Annotated in this window: 15 protein-coding genes and 1 riboswitch; of the genes, 9 read left to right on the top strand and 6 right to left on the bottom strand. The window is 37.5% G+C overall.

Going from position 1 to position 19337, the window contains the following annotated elements:
- The first annotated feature begins 486 nt into the window (after positions 1-486).
- Together ACFQ18_RS17125 and ACFQ18_RS17120 are read left to right on the top strand one after the other, a co-directional pair.
- Positions 487-1500 (top strand): asparaginase, encoded by a 1014-nt coding sequence (locus tag ACFQ18_RS17125; RefSeq protein ID WP_204798743.1) that lies wholly within the window; start codon positions 487-489, stop codon positions 1498-1500.
- A 118-nt stretch (positions 1501-1618) separates the two neighbouring features.
- Positions 1619-3178, top strand: coding sequence for an FAD-dependent oxidoreductase (locus ACFQ18_RS17120; protein ID WP_047186546.1), 1560 nt, complete (start codon positions 1619-1621; stop codon positions 3176-3178).
- 47 nt (positions 3179-3225) lie between these two features.
- Here ACFQ18_RS17120 and ACFQ18_RS17115 read toward each other — a convergent pair whose 3' ends face one another.
- Positions 3226-3780 (bottom strand): NUDIX hydrolase, encoded by a 555-nt coding sequence (locus tag ACFQ18_RS17115; protein ID WP_204798744.1) that lies wholly within the window; start codon positions 3778-3780, stop codon positions 3226-3228.
- A 456-nt stretch (positions 3781-4236) separates the two neighbouring features.
- Here ACFQ18_RS17115 and ACFQ18_RS17110 point away from each other — a divergent pair, with 456 nt between their 5' ends.
- Positions 4237-4995: a TerC family protein gene (locus ACFQ18_RS17110; protein WP_204798745.1), complete on the top strand. Its 759-nt coding sequence runs from the start codon at positions 4237-4239 to the stop codon at positions 4993-4995.
- 174 nt (positions 4996-5169) lie between these two features.
- Here ACFQ18_RS17110 and ACFQ18_RS17105 read toward each other — a convergent pair whose 3' ends face one another.
- Positions 5170-5616, bottom strand: a complete 447-nt coding sequence (locus tag ACFQ18_RS17105) for a PaaI family thioesterase (protein WP_204798746.1) — start codon at positions 5614-5616, stop codon at positions 5170-5172.
- A gap of 435 nt (positions 5617-6051) precedes the next feature.
- Here ACFQ18_RS17105 and ACFQ18_RS17100 point away from each other — a divergent pair, with 435 nt between their 5' ends.
- Positions 6052-6723, top strand: coding sequence for a serine/threonine protein kinase (locus ACFQ18_RS17100; protein WP_204798747.1), 672 nt, complete (start codon positions 6052-6054; stop codon positions 6721-6723).
- A gap of 154 nt (positions 6724-6877) precedes the next feature.
- Here the strand turns inward: ACFQ18_RS17100 and ACFQ18_RS17095 are convergent, their stop codons facing one another.
- Complete coding sequence (locus ACFQ18_RS17095; protein ID WP_204798748.1) at positions 6878-7126, bottom strand: glycine zipper 2TM domain-containing protein; 249 nt, start codon at positions 7124-7126, stop codon at positions 6878-6880.
- Positions 7127-7911: 785 nt separating this feature from the next.
- On the opposite strand from ACFQ18_RS17095, the gene ACFQ18_RS17090 reads away from it, so the two are divergent.
- The 5 genes from ACFQ18_RS17090 to ssuE all read left to right on the top strand — a co-directional run bounded on the left by ACFQ18_RS17090 (position 7912) and on the right by ssuE (position 13877).
- Positions 7912-8865 carry a bile acid:sodium symporter family protein gene (locus ACFQ18_RS17090; protein WP_204798749.1) on the top strand — a complete coding sequence of 318 codons (954 nt, stop codon included), beginning with the start codon at positions 7912-7914 and terminating at the stop codon, positions 8863-8865.
- A gap of 231 nt (positions 8866-9096) precedes the next feature.
- Positions 9097-9202: riboswitch (SAM riboswitch) on the top strand.
- 156 nt (positions 9203-9358) lie between these two features.
- The gene (locus ACFQ18_RS17085; RefSeq protein ID WP_060669104.1) at positions 9359-10027 is read left to right on the top strand and encodes a carboxymuconolactone decarboxylase family protein; all 669 of its coding nucleotides are present in this window, start codon (positions 9359-9361) and stop codon (positions 10025-10027) included.
- 18 nt (positions 10028-10045) lie between these two features.
- A complete protein-coding gene (locus tag ACFQ18_RS17080) occupies positions 10046-11422 on the top strand; it encodes an LLM class flavin-dependent oxidoreductase (protein ID WP_047186554.1) in 1377 nt (458 codons plus the stop codon).
- A 190-nt stretch (positions 11423-11612) separates the two neighbouring features.
- The gene (locus ACFQ18_RS17075) at positions 11613-13109 is read left to right on the top strand and encodes a sodium:solute symporter family protein (RefSeq protein WP_204798750.1); all 1497 of its coding nucleotides are present in this window, start codon (positions 11613-11615) and stop codon (positions 13107-13109) included.
- Between the two features lie 210 nt (positions 13110-13319).
- Positions 13320-13877 (top strand): NADPH-dependent FMN reductase, encoded by a 558-nt coding sequence (ssuE, locus tag ACFQ18_RS17070; protein ID WP_060669319.1) that lies wholly within the window; start codon positions 13320-13322, stop codon positions 13875-13877.
- A gap of 623 nt (positions 13878-14500) precedes the next feature.
- Here ssuE and ACFQ18_RS17065 read toward each other — a convergent pair.
- The 3 genes from ACFQ18_RS17065 to ACFQ18_RS17055 all read right to left on the bottom strand — a co-directional run bounded on the left by ACFQ18_RS17065 (position 14501) and on the right by ACFQ18_RS17055 (position 18192).
- On the bottom strand, positions 14501-15676 hold the full coding sequence (locus tag ACFQ18_RS17065; protein WP_047186557.1) for a M20 family metallopeptidase: 1176 nt from the start codon (positions 15674-15676) through the stop codon (positions 14501-14503).
- 1 nt (position 15677) lies between these two features.
- Positions 15678-16865, bottom strand: a complete 1188-nt coding sequence (locus ACFQ18_RS17060) for a Zn-dependent hydrolase (RefSeq protein ID WP_244987055.1) — start codon at positions 16863-16865, stop codon at positions 15678-15680.
- A gap of 139 nt (positions 16866-17004) precedes the next feature.
- A complete protein-coding gene (locus tag ACFQ18_RS17055) occupies positions 17005-18192 on the bottom strand; it encodes a hypothetical protein (protein WP_204798751.1) in 1188 nt (395 codons plus the stop codon).
- Between the last annotated feature and the right edge of the window lie 1145 nt (positions 18193-19337).

Here is a 19337-nt window from a genome sequence, read left to right as displayed (position 1 = left end):
CATGACTAAATTAGCTGGATTCCTTGGTAGATATGCATTTTTAGGCGCTCAAGGATTTTTTATGAATAATTAAGGTTTATGTATATCATCCTTACGATATCTTCATACTACGTTCCATCTTCTTACATAAAACACACTGCTTAAATATATATTAAAGGCCTTAATTGATTATTTAACTAGTCTTCTAAATTTCCAGATTCTCTTATGTTTGCATACATATTCAAAAATACAAGATTCACAGGGGGTTTACCAAAATTATTCTATGAAGGAAAGCTAGTTTTGGCCTTCCATGTAATGAGATTAAGATTAGTATATAATAATCAAGGGGAAGCGGTTAACATAAAGGAAAATAGAAATAGATCTCGTGCCCTTATAAAGTATAATTGGTGTAAAATGAGGGATAAGGGTATGCATTTAAAAATACTTTTTATGATTGTGCCTTAAAGGTTTGATTTAATTAACAATAACGAGGAGTTGGATGCAAACATGACAAAACCGATACAAGTATATCGCGGTGGTTTTTTAGAAAGTACCCATGATGTTCATATAGCTATTGTAGATACAAAAGGGAATTTGAAATATTCATATGGGGATCCGTCGAGATTGACCTTTCCACGTTCTGCTTTAAAACCCTTTCAGGCGATCCCTTTAATAGAAAGTGGGGCTGCGGAACATTTTTCCTTCACTGATGAAGAAATAGCAGTAAGCTGTGCCTCGCATAGTGGGGAAGAAATCCATCGGTCGACAGTACTTGGGATGATGGAAAAAATTAATATCAAGGAATCTGATCTTTATTGTGGTCCGCAAATCCCAAAAGATATAGAAGGGTATAAAACGGTTATTCGAAATGGTGGAGATGTTTCGCCAGTATTTAATAATTGTTCAGGGAAGCATACAGGAATGATTGCTGCTAGTTTATACTTGAACGAAAGCCCTAAAACATATTATGAGTTATCTCATCCACTGCAGCAACGAATTATCGATATTATGGCTGATGTTTTTGGTATGAAAAGAGAAGATATTGAAGCAGCGATTGACGGTTGTGGCTTGCCAACTCATTACTTACCTCTTAAGAATTTTGCGCTTGGTTTCGCACGTTTAGCTAGACCTGATCAATTAGAAGACATGACACACCGTGATGCTTTAGAAAGAATTAGGAATAGTATGATGGCTCATCCGCGACTTGTAGCTGGAAAAGACCGTTTTGACACGGATGTAATGAAAGTTTTAAAGGGAAAACTAGTATCTAAAATGGGTGCAGAAGGAATGCAAGGAATAGGTTTGGTCGAAGAAGGGCTTGGTATTGCGATTAAAGTAGAAGACGGAAATGATCGTGGGGCCTATGTTGCTGCAATGAAGGTACTGGAACAACTAAATATATTAGACAAAAAAATGGTAGAAAGACTCCTTAAGTATGAGAAAGAGCCGATTTTTAATACAGTAGGTGAAAAGGTAGGGGAAATTACTGCTGAGTTCACGTTGAATAAACATGAGGATTAAACCTGGGAAAAGTTCCTAGGTTTATTTTTAGTGTCGTTTTTTTTAAAAGGGTTCTGTATACTACCATCTAAAAATGGAGAATCTGTTAGTATGATTCACTACATAATGGAGGGGTATTATGCCTGAGAAATTGCCAGATATTACTAAGTCATATTGGAGAGATTCTGTTAAGCTTCCGGAGTTTCCAAGTTTAGATAAAGATATTGAAGTGGATGTTTGTATTGTCGGTGGTGGAATTACTGGGATTACTTCTGCTTATCTTTTAGCGAATGAAGGAAAAAAAGTTGCTATTTTAGAAGCGGATCAGCTCCTTGGTGGAACAACAGGACATACTACAGCAAAAATTACGGCCCAACATGATTTAATCTATGACGAGCTCATTACGAACATGGGCAAAAGTAAGGCAAGATTATATTATGAAGCTAATATGGGAGCGTTAAAGTTTATAAAAAATACGGTTGAGACGTTGAACATCGATTGTGATTTTAAGGAGCAGGATTCCTACGTCTATTCCACGACAGACGAATATGAAGAAAAAGTCAAAAAAGAGGTACGAGCATATGAAAAGCTTAGCATTGATGGCGGGTTAGTAGAAAAGCTTCCATTCGATTTAGGAATAAGAAATGCAGTGGTTATGCGGAACCAAGCGCAGTTCCATCCATTAAAATATTTAGTCAAACTTGTAGACGAGATTACGGAAAAAGGGGTCCAAATTTTTAGTAATACAACGGCAGTCAACATTGAAACAGGTGAAAATCCAACTGTTTTAACTAGTAAAGATTTTCGGGTAACTGCTAAATATGTACTTGCTTGTTCGCATTTTCCGTTTTTTGAAGGATTGGGGTTATATTCAACAAGAATGTATGCGGATCGTGCTTATGTTGTTGCTGCAAAACCTAAGAAGAACTTTCCTGGAGGAATGTATATTAGTGCGGATAAACCAACGCGTTCCGTTCGCTCTGTGACTATCAATGGGGAAGAAATGGTCCTTCTTGTTGGGGAAAGCCATAAAACGGGTCAAAGTACCGACACGATGAAACACTTCGATGCATTGGAGGAGTTTGGCCAAAGTGTTTTTGGTCTGGAAGATATTTCGTATCGATGGTCGGCTCAAGATCTTACTACATTAGATAAAGTCCCTTATATTGGGGAAATAACCCCTGGTCAGCCAAACATTTTGATTGCAACAGGTTTTAGAAAATGGGGCATGTCCAATGGCACAGCCGCAGCACTTTTAATGAAGGACATTGTATTAGGAAAGAAGAATAGTTTCCGGGAACTGTATACCCCATCAAGATTTTATGCGACACCTAGTATTAAAAACTTCCTTGTTCAAAATGCGAACGTTGCAGGACATCTAATTAAAGGAAAGTTACAAACGAGTAATACAGACCCGAATACGTTAGAGAATGATGAAGGTGCGGTTATTCGTATAAATGGCGAAAGAAAAGGTGCTTACCGAGACCAAGAAGGGAAATTGCATATTGTGGACACAACCTGTACCCATGTTGGTTGCGAGGTAGAGTGGAATAGTGGGGAACGTAGTTGGGATTGTCCATGTCACGGATCAAGGTTTACTTATACGGGTGACGTGATTGAAGGTCCAGCTGAAAAACCTTTACAAAAATATGATTATACCATGATTGATAATATTACTTCGGAGGATTCCGGTTATTAATTTGAAAACTCGTATGATGGAGGGAATTCCATGATACGAGTTTTGTTTTAACCTTGAATTTTATCTATCACTTTTTTATATATTTTAACCATGTGGGGTTCATTTGAATAGGTTTCTACCTCTTCAAAAGGAATCCACTGAACATTGCTGTTTTCGTCCGGTTTTACGAAGAGCGGATCATTTTCGTCTGCTTCTAATAAATAAGCAAGAGATAAATGTAGATGAGGGGCAACATATTTATCATTTTTATAATGGCTGATGACCGTTAAAATATCTAGTGACAGAATATTCTCGTGAACAGGCTGCACATGTTGGACTCCGGTTTCTTCTTTTACTTCTTTAACTGCAACCTGCAATAAATCTTCTTCCCCATCCGCATGTCCACCTGTCCAAGACCAGGAATTGTAAATATTATGGTGCACCATTAACACTTTATTTCTATTTTTATTTACGACAAAACCTGAACTGGTAATATGGGCAATTTCGTTATCCCGTGTTAGGACATCTTTAAACGTATTCATACATTTTAACATGATTGCTTTATCTTTTGCCTCTTGTTCATTCCAAGGTGTGTAATTTCTAATGCTCTCGCGCCAATTCATCTTTTAGCTCACTTCTTTTTCTTGTATTTTGTTTTTATCCCACCTCAAGCTTCCGGTAGGTAAAAGATCAACTTCCCGTATTGGTCCCATCAGTGGGGGATAAAGGGAAGTCCTCTTTATCATAACTGATATAAGTGGTTTATCTCAAGAGCAGATGTTGTTTGTATTAGTAATGTGTTTGCAAAGTTCTTTAACTTCTTATTGTTGAACATGAACTTATAATTCCATTCTAAACATTCGATGTTAGTAAGACTCCCACCTCAAGTTTCTTGGGAACAAAAAGGGTAGGTGGGAGTCCGATAAGTGCGAATAACTATAAGTGCAGGATGAAGGCCCTCCTCTGATGGAAGACTTCTTTATAATTTTGGTATAATTATTTAGGAATACTTGCGGTACATTAACAAAATATATAGTTAGTGGAAATTTTACTTTTAGTCAAAGATAGGGGAGAAGTTCATGGAGTCAATATGGCTAGAGTATGGTTGGACTTTATTAATACTAATTGGATTGGAAGGAATGTTGTCGGCTGATAATGCCCTTGTTCTAGCCATTATTGCCAAGCATTTACCCGAAGAACAGAAAAAAAGAGCTATAAATTACGGAATCATTATGGCCTTCGCTTTTCGATTTGTTGCACTCTTTGCTATTTCCTTTATTGCTAATGTCTGGCAGATACAAGCGATAGGAGCGGCTTATCTTCTTTACTTAGGATTAAAGCATGTCATCAAGGCACGGTTTGGGAAAGAAAATAAGGATATTCATAAAGAAGATGAGAAGGAATCAGCTGGTAAAGGCTTTTGGCCCACAGTAGGGAAAATCGCATTAGCTGACTTAGCCTTTGCGATTGATTCGATTCTAGCTGCAGTTGCTCTTGCCCTTGGTCTTCCAGATTCACCGTTAGATAATTTTGGAGGAATGGATGGAGGACAATTTATTATTGTACTTCTTGGAGGAATTGCTGGACTTATCTTGATTAAGTTTGCAGCAACCTGGTTTGTGCAACTTCTTGAAAAACGTCCAGCATTAGAAACAACAGCATATGTAATTGTTGCGTGGGTTGGGGTCAAACTGGCGGTTATTACTCTCGCCCATGAGGATATAGGTGTTCTAGATCATGATTTTCCTCACAGTACCATTTGGACGATAATCTTCTATGGTGTATTAGTTGGTATTGCCCTAATTGGTTGGTTTGCACCTAGTAATAAGTCGAGGTAAAAAATAAGACCTTAGTGTTCATACGAAGAACCATATATTAAAGAAAGTTAAACCCGATAAGCATTTGATTGCTTGTTGGGTTTAACTCGTTACTCAGTCGGGCGAATCCTTAATCGTTACAAAAAATTCATTACTAATCTAGCCTGGTTTACTTAATTCCTTCCTAAAGTTTCCTTATTCCGTTTTTAATCTCTTTCCACTCGAATTTCCCTTCAAAATCATACATGTGCATGTTGAATGTGCAACGAGGCTATGCTTTTCATCGTATACATGACATTCCAGTAATCCGACTGTGGAACCTTTCTTTATTAATTTTCCCTCAGCTCGAAGTTTCGATTGAAAAATAGGTTTAAGAAAATTTAGTTTAATATCCATTGTCGTAAAAAGTTCATCCTCGGCAAGCGTGCTCGAAAAAGCATAACCCATTGCTGCGTCAGCTATATCGCATAATATCCCGCCGTGTAATGTACCCATGGGATTATGAAGTCTTTCAGAAGCTTCCAATTCTATAACAACTCTTCCTTCCTCAGCCTCTACGACATTAAACCCAAGTACCTGTGCGACTGGTGGACCAGGAATTTCTCCTGTTATCATTTTCTTTAAACCTTCTAGCTTATTCATTATTAATTTTCTCCCTCCACTTTTAAGAATAAAACTAACCCCTTTGAAAGAATATTACCATTATTAGAAAGATTAGTTAACAATAATTTAATTATTTGGATAAGTATCAAATTGTCTATGCCACAAAAGAGCGCCGTTCGTGGAATATAAAACTTATACTTGCATTATTCGTATGTAGTAGAAAAGCCGAGGTAATATATCTTGAGGACTATAAATATAATCAATATTATTAATAAACCTTTTTATCCGCTTGTATATTTCAAGGAATCGAAAGCCTAAGGTTTAAATGAAAGTAGATTGGATGTAATACGGAAACTATTTTAGATATTAAGATAACGGGTAAATTCCTTATATAGGAATAAATCAAAGATAGTTATTAAGGGTTTTAGACATGTTGCGCGTCTATAGTTAAAAATCTAAAAAGGGAGATTTCATATGGAAAATGATTGGGATATAGTACGAGATTCGCTTTCTGAAATTACCGTTTTTTCAAATCCAAACAACGAACCTGTAACAATAAGTGGTCATGCTAAAGATTTGAAGTGTATAGGGGTCGGGACAGATGCGGCCGTGTTTCAATCTTTAAAAGTTCCAGCTTTTGCATTTAAAAAATATGCAATAAACAAAGTAGATAAAGTAAAAGCTGAAGCAGAAGTTTATAAGAAATTAGGAAATTCTCCTTTCTTTTCAACCTGTTTTGCTTCCTACGACGATTACCTCGTTCTGAGCTACGAGGAAGGAAATACACTCTTTGATTGCGTTCTACAAGGGATTCATATCCCTGAACAAGTGATAGATGACGTGGAGGCAGCAAGAGAATATGTTCGTTCAAAGGGACTTAATCCACGTGATATTCATTTGAAAAATATTTTATTACAAAATGGAAGGGCCAAAATACTAGATGTCTCCGAATACATTCAACCAGGTAATGATTTTAGGTGGGAGCATCTAAAAAAAGGATATGAGCAATACTATCATTTGATTGATGGGAATTCTGTACCGTTTTGGTTAGTAGAAACGGTTCGAAAGTGGTATAACCAGCGGAATAAATATTTTTCTTCCTATGAGGATTTTCTGAAGGCTATTTTGAATATCCTAAAAAAATAAGAAGACCAATCTGCTTAAAAGTATGGTGAAATAATTTTGCACTGAAAAAATCGTATGTAAGGTAAAAAAATTAACGAATAAAAAGAAGACATAACTAGTAATAATACCAGTTGTGCCTTCTAAGATAGAGATGGGTCGCCCAGGGTCCCCTTGGTTAAAGTAATTGTTTCATGTCCGAGTTATGTTCGGGCTGAATTGTCTTATTACTTTTGAAACTATCATCGGGGCCAAAAACTGCACCAATAATGGCACCAAGGATATACCCAGTCGTTGCTCCGGTAGAACCGGCAATCTTGCTACCTATGTAACTACCGTATGCAGCACCACTCATTGCCCCATGTCGAGAGCAACCAATGACAATGGAATCATCGCCAGTGTGGATACTGCTCTGAAAATCATTCATATCTTCAATCCTCTCTACTTACTCCTTACTGTTATTTCCAATATTAGGTAAAACTATACAAAAATATTTTCAAAGTTAACTATGACGGGTTGGTATGGGATGTTTTATTAAAGTTCACGGGAAAATGGCTGATATTCGCATTTTGGTATTGGGAATACTGGATTCACGAAAATCATGTTGAATTTAAAATTCTATGAAAGTCAGATCTTATGAAAATAAATGCAACTTATTGCAAGCATTGACGAATTATTTTCTCTGAATTATACTATATAACGTAAAGAGTTTGACTTTTTCCCTTTTACCTTCAAGTAAATGTAAGCGATTTATTTTTTGGGCAAATAGAAATATGTAATTATTATTTATAGTACGGTAAATGATATCGCTAATACTTGGGAGGAAAATTGGAAAAACGGGATTCATCGTCCCACTCCATTCTAACCTTTGAAACTTATCTTTTAGGGGGTATTGTTTGACGGACGGATACGTTTGATTAAAGGTCTGGGAATGGGCAGGATTCCTTGACTTAGTAAGTTTCTAAGTTTAGAAATGGAGAAAATGTAGAAGGATAGGGAAAGAAGACATAATTTGCTTATATGGCAGGTTATGTCTTTTTTCTATTTATGCCACGATTAGTATATAAAAGATCATATAAGCTATAATGGCCTCCCCTGTACATATATTTCTAAAAATTTACACTAGATTAAAGGTTCTATTTATGGTAATATTTTAAATTAAATAACTAGAGGAGTATTCACACTCTTTCGGCAACTTTGGAGGGAACAAGTATGAGAACATTAGGGAAGATTAGTAACTTTGCAACAAGCACATTTGCGCTATGGGTTATTCTTTTTGCAGTGCTTAGCTTCTTTGTTCCACAAGTATTTGCGTGGATAGCACCGCATGTGTCGCTTTTATTAGGAATTATTATGTTCGGAATGGGACTCACCCTGAGTGTAGATGACTTTAAGGGCGTTTTTCTGGCTCCGAAAAGTGTTCTGGTCGGTGTAGTTGCACAGTATACCATCATGCCATTAACGGCTTTTGGACTTGCACATGCATTTAATTTATCGCCAGAAATAGCAGCGGGGGTTATTTTAGTTGGTTGCTGTCCTGGAGGTACGTCTTCTAATGTCATGACGTTTATGGCTAAAGGGAACACAGCATTATCCGTAACGGTAACAGCGTTATCAACATTGCTTGCACCAATTTTAACTCCGTCATTGACTTATTTGTTTGCCAGTCAATGGCTTTCCGTGTCATTCATGGACATGTTCTTGTCGATTGTCCAAGTCGTCTTATTACCAATCGTTTTAGGTGTAGTTATCCGGATGCTATTTAGCAAACAGGTCAGTAAAAGTGTGGAAGTATTACCACTCATTTCAGTCATTGGAATTGTAGGAGTAGCTTCAGCAGTTGTGGCTGTAAATAAAGAATCGATTATGACTTCAGGACTTCTCATTTTTGCAGTCGTCGTACTACATAATTGTTTAGGATATTTGTTCGGGTACTTACTCGCGAAGGCAATCAAACTTAATTTTAAAGATCAAAAAGCAATTTCTATCGAAGTTGGCATGCAAAATTCAGGACTTGCCGCGTCGCTTGGGCTTGCTCATTTCTCGCCAATTGCAGCCGTTCCTGGTGCAATCTTTAGTGTTTGGCATAATATCTCAGGTCCACTCCTTGCAAACTGGTGGGGGAAGAAAGAGCAAGCTGAACCTGGTGTTAAGAAAACTGCATAAGTTTATTTGCTGCTCTTGTATGGTGAAGTATGTATTCTTCACCATACAAGAAAGTTTGACCTATCAACCAAGATATTGTTTCTGTGGGTAATAGTGAATTAGGCCAAAGGTTCTAATTTTTTTGGTGACAATATCCCTGTTGATAAAAAAGTCCTTTTCTGAAAATTTCCTGTTGACAGATTCTTTTAGGTTATGTAAGATGTTATTAATTCTTACTAATTGAATATGTTTTCCTTATCAAGAGTCGGGGTAGGAACCTGGTCCGTGGATCCCGCAGCAACCATTACTAAAGTAATAAGGTGCTAATTCCAGCAAGCAGATGCTTGAACGATGAGGGTTGGTATATATGACCTCTTCTCATCAGAAGGGGTTTTTTGTTTCCTGTTTTCCTGGAAGGGGACTCAAACAGAAATTCTTTTATTCATAATTCCGATTAAACATATTGGAAAAATAATATTCTTAGTAAGAAAAAATGTAAAGGGAGAGATTTAGAATGACAATTACAAAAACAGATAGCTTGTATAAGAAGGAATATTTCGGAAGGATTTTTGAATTAAAGGAATATGCACCAGAGGCTTTCGAAACTTTTTTCAAATTTAATGATCAAGCATTAGCAGAAGGAAAGCTTTCGGTTAAATTAAAGGAATTAATTGCAGTGGCGGTTGCGCATATTACAGGTTGCCCGTATTGCATTGATTTACATGTTGGAAACGCAAAGAAAAATGATTCCTCGAAAGAAGAAGTTGCAGAGGCAATTTTTGTTGCGACTACACTGAAAGCTGGTTCTGCTTTGGCACATGGTGTGAATGGACTGAACGCTTTTGACAATAGTGGAGATGAGGATTTCTATAAAGCATCTTATTTTAATCGCTTGAAAGAATTTAATGCATTAAGCGAAGAAACGTTCCAGGCTTTTGTGAATTTTGATGGAAAAGCAATAAAAGCTGGAAAATTATCCGTAAAAGAAAAAGAACTAATTGCAGTAGCATCTGCACATACAACAGGTTGTGCATATTGCATTGATGTACATACCAAAAATGCGAAGAAAGCTGGGGCAGACTTAGAAGAAATTTCAGAGGCGATTTTCGTTGCAGTTGCGCTTAAAGCAGGTTCTGCAATTGCTCATAGTGTAAATGCGCTAAATGCTTATGATGAGAAATAAGAAAAGGAGAGATACGCATTGAGTAAAAGGAAACAGATTCATTTAAACGGTTTTGTGCAAAATTCACCTTCTCCACATTCTACTGGATTATGGAAACACGAAAAAGATCAAGGAACGAAACATAATCGATTAGAGTTTTGGACGGAAACAGCGAAAGTATTAGAACGTGGGAAATTTGATGCGGTCTTTATTGCGGATGTATTAGGAACCTATTCGGTTTATGGAAACAGCCATGATGCAGCGGTACGTCATGCCGTACAACTTCCTGCACATGACCCATTGTTAATTATTTCCGCAATGGCTCAAGTCACGGAGCATATTGGCTTCGCACCGACAGTTTCAGCCACATATGCACAGCCATATGCATTGGCACGCCAATTATCTACCCTCGATCATTTAACAGAAGGTCGTGTAGCGTGGAATGTAGTGACTTCGTATTTGGAAAGTGAAGCTATTAATCTAGGATTATCTGGACGTCTCCCGAAAAATCAGCGCTACGATCGTGCAGATGAATTTTTAGAAGTAGTTTATAAACTTTGGGAGCATAGCTGGGAAGATGATGCGGTTGTTTATGATCGGGAAGGGGATGTTTTTGCCGATCCTGAAAAGGTTCATGCCATCAATCATGAAGGTGAATTTTTCCATGTACCAGGAATTCATTTGACGGAACCGTCACCACAACGGACTCCGGTGTTATTCCAAGCTGGTGCATCCCCTAAAGGGCGTGACTTTGCGGCAAAACATGCGGAAGCCGTTTTTACGAAAGGTCATTCTTTAGAGGCGTTGAAAAATTACTCCGAAGATCTTCGTAAACGTACGGTTGCTCAAGGTAGAAATGCGGATGATATTCGTATCTTCCCGATGGTTCTTCCAATTATCGGCTCCACAGAGGAAGAAGCGTATGCGAAATATGAGGATTTAAAAAATCATGTTAGTTATGAAGGGACGGCAGCACTTCTTTCTGGGCATACGGGAATTGACTTTTCGAAATATGATCCAGATCAATACATTGAAGACATTGAAACAGATGCAGTTCAAGGTAATTTAGATATGTACACGAAAGATCCAAATAAGAAGTGGACGTTACGGGAAGCAATACAAAATCATGGGCTTGGTAATGGAACCGTGAAATTTGTCGGAACACCTGAACAAATTGCAGATCGTATTGAGGAATGGACGACAGAAGGGGATGTAGATGGTTTTAACATTGCACAGAGTTATTCATTAGAAACATTCCGTGAGTTTGTGGATCATGTTGTTCCAGAATTACAAAAACGTGGCATTTATCGAACCGAATATGAAGGAAAAACATTGCGAGAAAACTTATTCGGTACAGGGTCACCTTATTTACCTGACAACCATCCGGCGAAAAAGGTGTCTCCATTAGTGAAATAGTTAATCCTTACGTTTCTAGCTAAAGCGCCCTGCGCAACCTTTTGTGATAGTGCGATGAGCCTCAGGGGGCGCTTAAGCCTTTCATTGGCAGGTAGGAAAGTATAAAAATCTTTCCTGTCTGCATAAGTGCAACTAAGGCATTCGCCCAACCTAATAGCGAATGCCAAGTTTTCTAAAAAGGGGTAACGTGATGAATACAGTAACATTATATACGTGGGTTGGATTCCTTTTATTTCTAGGTATTATGTTGGCACTTGGATATATTGGGACTAAACAAACGAAAAGTGTTCGTGATTTTGCGATAGGCGGGGGACTTGGCCCAGTTGTGTTGGGGCTATCCTTTGCGGCCACCTATCTAAGTGCAGCTACTTTTCTTGGGTATCCTGGCTGGTCTTATGAATGGGGACTGTCGAATCTTTGGCTTATTCTCGCCATGATTGGTGGAGGAGCTCTAGGAGTTCTTATGGTTGCCAAAAAAATAAGGGAATTAAATAAAGAACAAAAATCACTTTCTTTACCGGATTGGTTAGGCGATTATTATAATAGTGATATTTTACGAGTCGGTACAGGTTTGATTTTACTGTTTAATATTTTTTATATCTCGGCACAGTTTGTAGCGGGAGCGAGAATTTTTGAATATTTACTTGGTATGGATTATACAGTAGGTCTGATTCTTATAACAGTTGTTGTCGTGTTGTACGTTTTTGGTGGTGGGGCATTAGCTGATATTTATACGGATGCGGTCCAAGTAATTTTAATGGCTATTGCTGGAATAATTGTGTTCGTTTCGGGAATTGTGATTTTTTGGAACGGTGGGATTACAACAACACTTTCCGGAATCGTGGACAATTTAGCTGCCCAAGATGGAAATCTAGTAAAGGTATTTAATCCCGATTCCGTTCATTTTTATTCCATTGGTGCAATAATAGGTGCGATTACGATTCAGTGGGCATTTGCATCCGCTCCACATCTATTTAATAAAGTATTAGGTTTAAAGAATGATAAGGATTTAGGAAAAATGATACTTACTTATGTTATAACGGCTTCTCTGTGTGTTGTTGTCTTGTTTGGTGGACTTTATAGTAGGGTGGCAATTGGCCCTGCAGATGTGGTAGCAGATTTAGCCTTAATGGAGTATGTAGCATGGGCATTTCCAGCAATTATTGTAGCTTTCTTCGGAGTCGTGATTCTTGCTGCAGCTATGTCTACTACAGATGGGTTGTTTGTATCCATATCCACGGTATTTGCGAATGATATTTTTCTGAAATTCCTCGTAAAACGCGGATTTGTTCGAGTAGAGGAGGAGAAAGCGGAAAAAATAGCGTTACAGATTAGTAGAATAACGGTACCAATTGTAGGGTTACTAGCATTTCTTATTGTCCTTAAACCACCGATGTATATGGGAGACATTATGTGGATTGGAATTTCCGGTATAGCAGCTGGAACGTTAGGACCTATCTTATATGCGGTTTACAGCAAACGAAAGGCATCTCCAAGGGCAGCGGAGGGCTCGATGGTTATCGGTTTACTAGCGTATTTAATTCTATACTTTGGTGGAATTATCCCAAGTACAATGATAGCTGGGGCAGTAGCGACATTTATTGGGATTCTAGCAATGGTTGTTTTAGCCTTTGTTATAAAGGATAAGGATAGGGAAGAAGAGGTTGAGTTGGCCAAAGCTGAATAGGAGGAATAAAAAATGTTCGTAAATGAAATGCTTTCCGTCTGGCTTTATGGAATGATTGCGATTTATGTCATTATAGGTTTGTCACTTTGGAAATGGTATTTTGGCAAAAGTAATGATTAGAGAACTTGACATTCGCTATTAGGCTGGACAATGCCCTAGTTGCGTTATGGAGGTAGGAAGACTTTTTGCCTGCCGGAGAGGGGAATTACTATGGATCATATTGTTATTGTCTCAGGAAGCCCGTCTTCCACATCAAGGTCGGAGCGCGTTCTTCATTATTTGGGGAAACGAGTAGAACAAGAGGGGTTTTCGATAAAACATATTTCCGTAAAAGATGTGGATGCGGACGATTTATTATTTGGTAACTTTAATAGTGATCAAATTAAACACATTACTTATGATTTACAACAGGCAGATGGGGTTATCGTTGGTACACCGGTTTATAAATCATCCTATTCAGGGATTTTAAAAGCACTTATTGATCTTTTACCACAGGATATTTTACAAGACACTCCTGTCCTACCATTGATGACAGGAGGAAGTGCCTCTCATCTATTAGCAATTGAGTATACACTTAAGCCACTTTTAGCATCTTTGAAGGGCCAAAGTGTAAAAGGACTTTATTTTCTAGATAGTCAATTAGATAAAACAAAGGAAAATCCGATTATAGATAAAGAGATATTAGAGAGAACTAATAAACAGTTAGAGTATTTTTTAGGAAAAGTAAATCAGAGCATAAAATATCATAGATTGTTAGAAGTATATTAAAGCAGGTAAGGCTGTCTCGTAGTACTTGGGGCAGCCCCTTTTCGTATGCAAGCCGATATCTGTTGCTTGAATGCCTGATATTCAATGCAGTGACAGCTGATATCTATTGACTGAATACTGATTTCTGTCATATGAATGCCGATATCTGTGGCCGAAAGGGAATTCCTACATTTCATATTAAGATACCAAAAAAACGAGCAGTAAATTTATTATTTACAGCTCGTTTTTGAAAAGAAAGGAAAGTATAAAAATTTAGCTTATTAAATCTTGTCAAAGGGAAGACCACGTCCAGCTCCAGCGCCCAACGACTAGCGAGACTTCCCTCACCTCATGACACGATAAAGAAGACTTGCCGATGGTGAAACCAGAGGCTTAGTCGCACTTATACCCTTGTGGTGAAAGTCAACATCGACTCAAAGTATTAAAGGAAGGCCGACTAAGTGCGGCCTTTGCGGCCAACGTCGGCATACCCCTATGAAGGGGCATGTTTCCTTTATCTCCTACGGAAGTGGAATGTCCGATTAAAACCGCCGCTTTGCGCGGCAACATCGGACCACCTGGCATGGCCAGGCGCAGTCCGTACGTCGCTAAACGGGCGCTTCCGCTTTTGTTCGAGGCATCCCTTATTTATTCAAATAAGACCAAGCGTATTGTGCGTATAATTCAGCTCCTGTTATGAGAGCATCTTCATCAATATTAAATCTTCCATGGTGGTGCGCCCATTCTGTGTCTTTTTCCGGATTTCCACAACCAACTAATGCAAAACTTCCAGGTGCTTCATCTAAAAAGAAACTAAAATCTTCTCCCCCCATAGTCGGCTTTTGATCATAAATGACATCTTCGCCAAAGGCTTCAGAGGCTACTTGTTGAACAAGATGTGTACTTATTTCTTCATTAATAACCGCATTGGTTCCTCTAGAATATGTTACTTTAGCTGTTGCTCCATAAAGACTTGCAACTGTATTTGCATAGTGCTCTAATTCTTTTTCTACGTGATTTCTTGTTTCCTTATCAAAAGTACGAACGGTTCCTTCAATGACCGCATTTTCTGCAATCACATTAAATCTGGTTCCTACTTCCATTTTTCCAATTGTCAGTACTGCCGTGTCAAGCGGATCAACGGTTCTAGAAACAACGGTTTGTACGTTCATGACAAAGGATGAAGCGACAACAGCTGCATCAATGGTATCTTGTGGGATAGCACCATGACCTCCTCTTCCTTTAAACTCTACTTTGAAAATATCTGCAGCAGCAAAGGCTGGACCCGGATTACATACTATCTTTTGCGTTGGGGTTTGGGACCAAATATGTATACCAAACACATTATCCACCCCGTCCATGGCACCTTGTTTAATTATTGTTTTTGCACCTTCAGCAACTTCTTCAGCTGGCTGGAATAAAAGTCGAACACTTCCGGGAATATCATCTTTCACTTGATGTAATGCTTTTGCTGCAAATAGAAGCATCGAAGTGTGTGCATCATGACCACATGCATGCATTTTTCCATCAAATTTAGATTTATAGGCTAAATCTTGATTGATTTCTTGAACGGATAATGCGTCCATATCCCCACGGAGTGCTACCGTTTTTCCTGGTTTGCCTCCTTTAATTTCCGCGATTACGCCAGTAGGTTCCGTTCGGCGGTAGGGGATACCTAACTCTTCTAACTGTTCACATATAAACGCAGTCGTATTTTCTTCTTCCCAAGATAGTTCTGGTTCACTGTGTAATTTTCTACGTGTAGCGATTAGTTCTTCTTCGTGTTCCGTGATGTATGATTTAATTGCTTTGTTAATCATCCTACTCTGCCTCCGTTAATCTTTTTGCTGTTTCAAATAATACGTCTACTCCTTGGGCTAAATGTTCTAAGTCTGACCATTCCTCTGGACAATGACTCAGTCCATCTTTACTTGGAATAAAGATCATCCCGGCTTCTGTATAGTCTGAAAATACCATCGCATCATGGCCAGCCCCGCTTAGCATCGGTATAGAAGAAATCCCTAATTTTCCTGTGGATTCTTTTAATGAGGATCGAACCTCTTTACTTAATTCTTTCGGTTGGATATATAATTGCTGCTCGATGGAAGTTTTAATGCCATCTTTTTGATATGATTCAATAAGTGCTTTTACTTTTTCCATCACGCGTTGAATCGATGCTTCTTCCCCTGAGCGAAGATCAATCGAAAAGATTACTTTATCCGGAATGACATTCGAGCCATTTGGATAGACAGCAAACTGACCAGTAGTAATGACGGTGCCATTTCCTTCCGCTTTTGCTAGTTTTGGCAATTGGGAAACAATTGTTGCTGCAGTAATTAACGCATCTGAACGACGATCCATCGGTGTTGTACCGGCATGTCCTGCTTTTCCTTCTATGGTCACTTCAAATTGTGTCAGACCAACAATCGTGTCAACAACCCCAATACTAATATTTTCCTCTTCTAAAATCGGTCCTTGTTCAATGTGCAATTCTAAAAATGCCTTCATCGTTTTTGGATCACGATGTTTAGGGAGTGTTGGATCGAGCCCTGCTTCTTGCATTGCTTCTATAACAGAAATTCCATCTTTATCACGAATCGTATGGAAATCCTCTTCACCAATTAATCCATTAATCCCACGAGAACCCATCAACCCCCCACCAAAACGAGAACCTTCTTCTTCAATCATTGCGATCACTTCTAGTGGATATGTCGGTTTGATATTGTGTTCTTGAAATAAAGCTGCAACTTCAAGCCCCGCTATAACACCCGCAGGACCGTCATAATTACCTCCATGAGGAACACTGTCAAAATGAGAACCAATGAGAACACTAGGAGCAAATTCTTTCTTTCCTTCTAACTTGCCAAAAATATTACCAAGACCATCTTCTCTTACAGTTAAACCGTATTCTGCCATCTTTTCTTTAATATACTTCCGTGTTTTCACGTCTTCTGGACTATAAGAATATCTCGTCATTCCTTCATTTGGTGTTGCAGTATACTGACTCATTGTTTCAAGATGCTGTTTCACTCTCTCTTTATTTGCCAATTAAATCACTCCTCCTAAAATCTATATTAACTATTTAGAAAAAATCGAGTAAGTGTACTTACCCGATTGGACCTTGAAGTCTGAGAATCTATTATTATTATTATAAGTATGTGACAAAAACTCCCGCAAGAATAACAGACACAATCGTTACAGTTATGAATCCCCCGACTAGCATTGGTGGTAACATATGACTTAACAAAGCCTCTTTCTCTTTTTCATCTTTTGTCATCGATTCGATTACTTCATTTGTAATAATATAATCTTGTGGGAATCCATATAATGCCGTTAATGATACAGCAAATGCCATTTCCTTACTAACTTTTAACACTTTCCCCATAATCCAAGAGAAAATATACATTCCCAAAATCCCTATAACAATTGTACCTACCAATAAACCTAGAATTTCTACCATCATATCTGGGGTAGCATTTTTTAGTCCATCGAAGATAAACAACAATAGAGCAAACATCGCAAAGCCAAATCCATTTGCTTTTTCAAGAACACCTTTTTCCAAAAATCCAATACTAGAAGCTATAACACCAAATAACAAACAAAGTACATATGGATGAATCGTAACAATTGGTTCCACTGCAACGGAAGTAAGGTATGCCAAATAGGCTACAACAATTAATCTGAAAAGTTTAAAGAAACTCGTATTATATTTTTCAGGTAATCTTTCAAATAGCTTTGGTTTAGAATCTTCAACAGCCGCAGCTGCCTCGTTCGATACCTCTATTGTTAATTCACCATTCCGATATTTCTTTAAATAGTTTTTACCTTCTTTTTTTAACATGATTGAGGTTAACGGATAACCAACAAATCCTTGCACCACATAAATGACGATAGCAAATACAGATAAACTAGTAAGTCCTACTGCTTGTGCCCCCTCGGACATAATAAGTGAGGACACCACCCCGCCAACCAATGGAGGAACAGCTACAATCATCGCTTCTAAGCTAAATATCATCGTTCCAATCGTAAGTAATAATAGAGCTGCTCCAGCAATACCAGCGAGTGCAATCAAAATGGTTTTCCATTGTTTTTTTAATTCATCCAAAGAAAGCAACGTTCCCATATTGGTGATAAGCAAGTAAATCATCATCGACGCCACGACGGACGGTATACCTGCAATTTCAACAATATCTTTCGGGAAGAACGTCCAATACCCAATTAAGAAAAGAATTGCACAAATAAATACAGAAGGAATCCAAGCTTTTGTACGTATAGACACGGCTTCTCCTATAAATAAAATGGTTATTAAAATAACCAGAGCTAACATTTGCGACATTTATTCTACCCTCTTTCTACAAAATTCGACATTATTCTAAAAAATTATTATTTTATTATAACAGTAATCTTACAGAATTCAATGACTATTTATATATTGGATATATTTATATAATTGCGAGTATCATTAATCTTGAATTTCCATAAAAACTATTACCCGTAATAATGAATTTACTTAAAGGAAGAGGGTCTTTTTGAGTAGGTAGGAAGTGTAACTAAGGCATTTGGCTACTAATAGCTATGTCAAGTTTTCTAATAATTTTCATTAACTTTCGAACATTATACCTATTAAACGATTTTATGTGATTTATATTCCGAAATGTACTAATAATGCAAAGATAGAGATAGGTGAAGGAAATGTTTAATTTGACGGATGAACTTGTAGAAGATCTAATTGAAAAAGGGATTGCTCGGTTATATAACATGTTATCGTTATTTAATCCATTCCAGTTGGCACAAAACTGATTATTTGAGTAACAGGTTTATCCCAGAGCCGCGACAATAAGATATCTTCTTAAAAGCATGTTATTACACATTTAAAATGTCATGTGAATTTAGTGGTGAGTGGAATAATATAAAGGATTTGAAGAGTAGTCTAAACCTATTTTTATTTACAACGAAAAGAATTGAATAATAATGAAACTAATACCACACTTATATTGCTAGGGATTAAAAATACTTATAATAGTATTAAGCTTCATCTTATGTATCTTTCCGTATGTCATTTAGGTTTTCTAATATCCCTTTTCCAAAGATAGAATAAAAAGGAATATAAGAAATGGATATAAATTTGTATTGTTCTATTTTTTTATCCTCAACAGGAATTAGATAAAATCATTAAAAAGTGGTTGACCCGTAGTTAGATAGTGTGGTAGGATATTTCTTGTCGTTTCAAAAAGTCGACTATAATCAATAAAAATCAAAAACTTGTTGACTTTCTTTCTTAGAAATCATATAATGAATTTCTGTTGTTACGTAATTAACGACAATTAATAAAAAACTTATTGACATTGAATAAGTAGTTGTGATATAGTAATAGAGTTGCTGTTAGGAATTCAGCACACGAACTTTGCTCTTTGAAAACTGAACAAAACAACCAGTATGTTAAGATAAAAGAAACTCGTTTTCTTTTAAAAATAGAAGGTA

This window comes from Oceanobacillus caeni (assembly GCF_042678465.1).
In the GTDB taxonomy this organism is placed as follows: domain Bacteria; phylum Bacillota; class Bacilli; order Bacillales; family Amphibacillaceae; genus Oceanobacillus; species Oceanobacillus caeni.
Note: the sequence above shows the minus strand (reverse complement) of the source record. Positions and strands in the feature narration are given on the sequence as shown.

Bases quoted from the DNA above. Each gene is read 5' to 3' on its own strand.
- ACFQ18_RS17125 (WP_204798743.1), top strand. From the start codon at position 487: ATGACAAAACCGATACAAGTATATCGCGGTGGTTTTTTAGAAAGTACC.
- ACFQ18_RS17120 (WP_047186546.1), top strand. From the start codon at position 1,619: ATGCCTGAGAAATTGCCAGATATTACTAAGTCATATTGGAGAGATTCT.
- ACFQ18_RS17115 (WP_204798744.1), bottom strand. From the start codon at position 3,780: ATGAATTGGCGCGAGAGCATTAGAAATTACACACCTTGGAATGAACAA.
- ACFQ18_RS17110 (WP_204798745.1), top strand. From the start codon at position 4,237: ATGGAGTCAATATGGCTAGAGTATGGTTGGACTTTATTAATACTAATT.
- ACFQ18_RS17105 (WP_204798746.1), bottom strand. From the start codon at position 5,616: ATGAATAAGCTAGAAGGTTTAAAGAAAATGATAACAGGAGAAATTCCT.
- ACFQ18_RS17100 (WP_204798747.1), top strand. From the start codon at position 6,052: ATGGAAAATGATTGGGATATAGTACGAGATTCGCTTTCTGAAATTACC.
- ACFQ18_RS17095 (WP_204798748.1), bottom strand. From the start codon at position 7,126: ATGAATGATTTTCAGAGCAGTATCCACACTGGCGATGATTCCATTGTC.
- ACFQ18_RS17090 (WP_204798749.1), top strand. From the start codon at position 7,912: ATGAGAACATTAGGGAAGATTAGTAACTTTGCAACAAGCACATTTGCG.
- ACFQ18_RS17085 (WP_060669104.1), top strand. From the start codon at position 9,359: ATGACAATTACAAAAACAGATAGCTTGTATAAGAAGGAATATTTCGGA.
- ACFQ18_RS17075 (WP_204798750.1), top strand. From the start codon at position 11,613: ATGAATACAGTAACATTATATACGTGGGTTGGATTCCTTTTATTTCTA.
- ssuE (WP_060669319.1), top strand. From the start codon at position 13,320: ATGGATCATATTGTTATTGTCTCAGGAAGCCCGTCTTCCACATCAAGG.
- ACFQ18_RS17065 (WP_047186557.1), bottom strand. From the start codon at position 15,676: ATGATTAACAAAGCAATTAAATCATACATCACGGAACACGAAGAAGAA.
- ACFQ18_RS17060 (WP_244987055.1), bottom strand. From the start codon at position 16,865: ATGAGTCAGTATACTGCAACACCAAATGAAGGAATGACGAGATATTCT.
- ACFQ18_RS17055 (WP_204798751.1), bottom strand. From the start codon at position 18,192: ATGTCGCAAATGTTAGCTCTGGTTATTTTAATAACCATTTTATTTATA.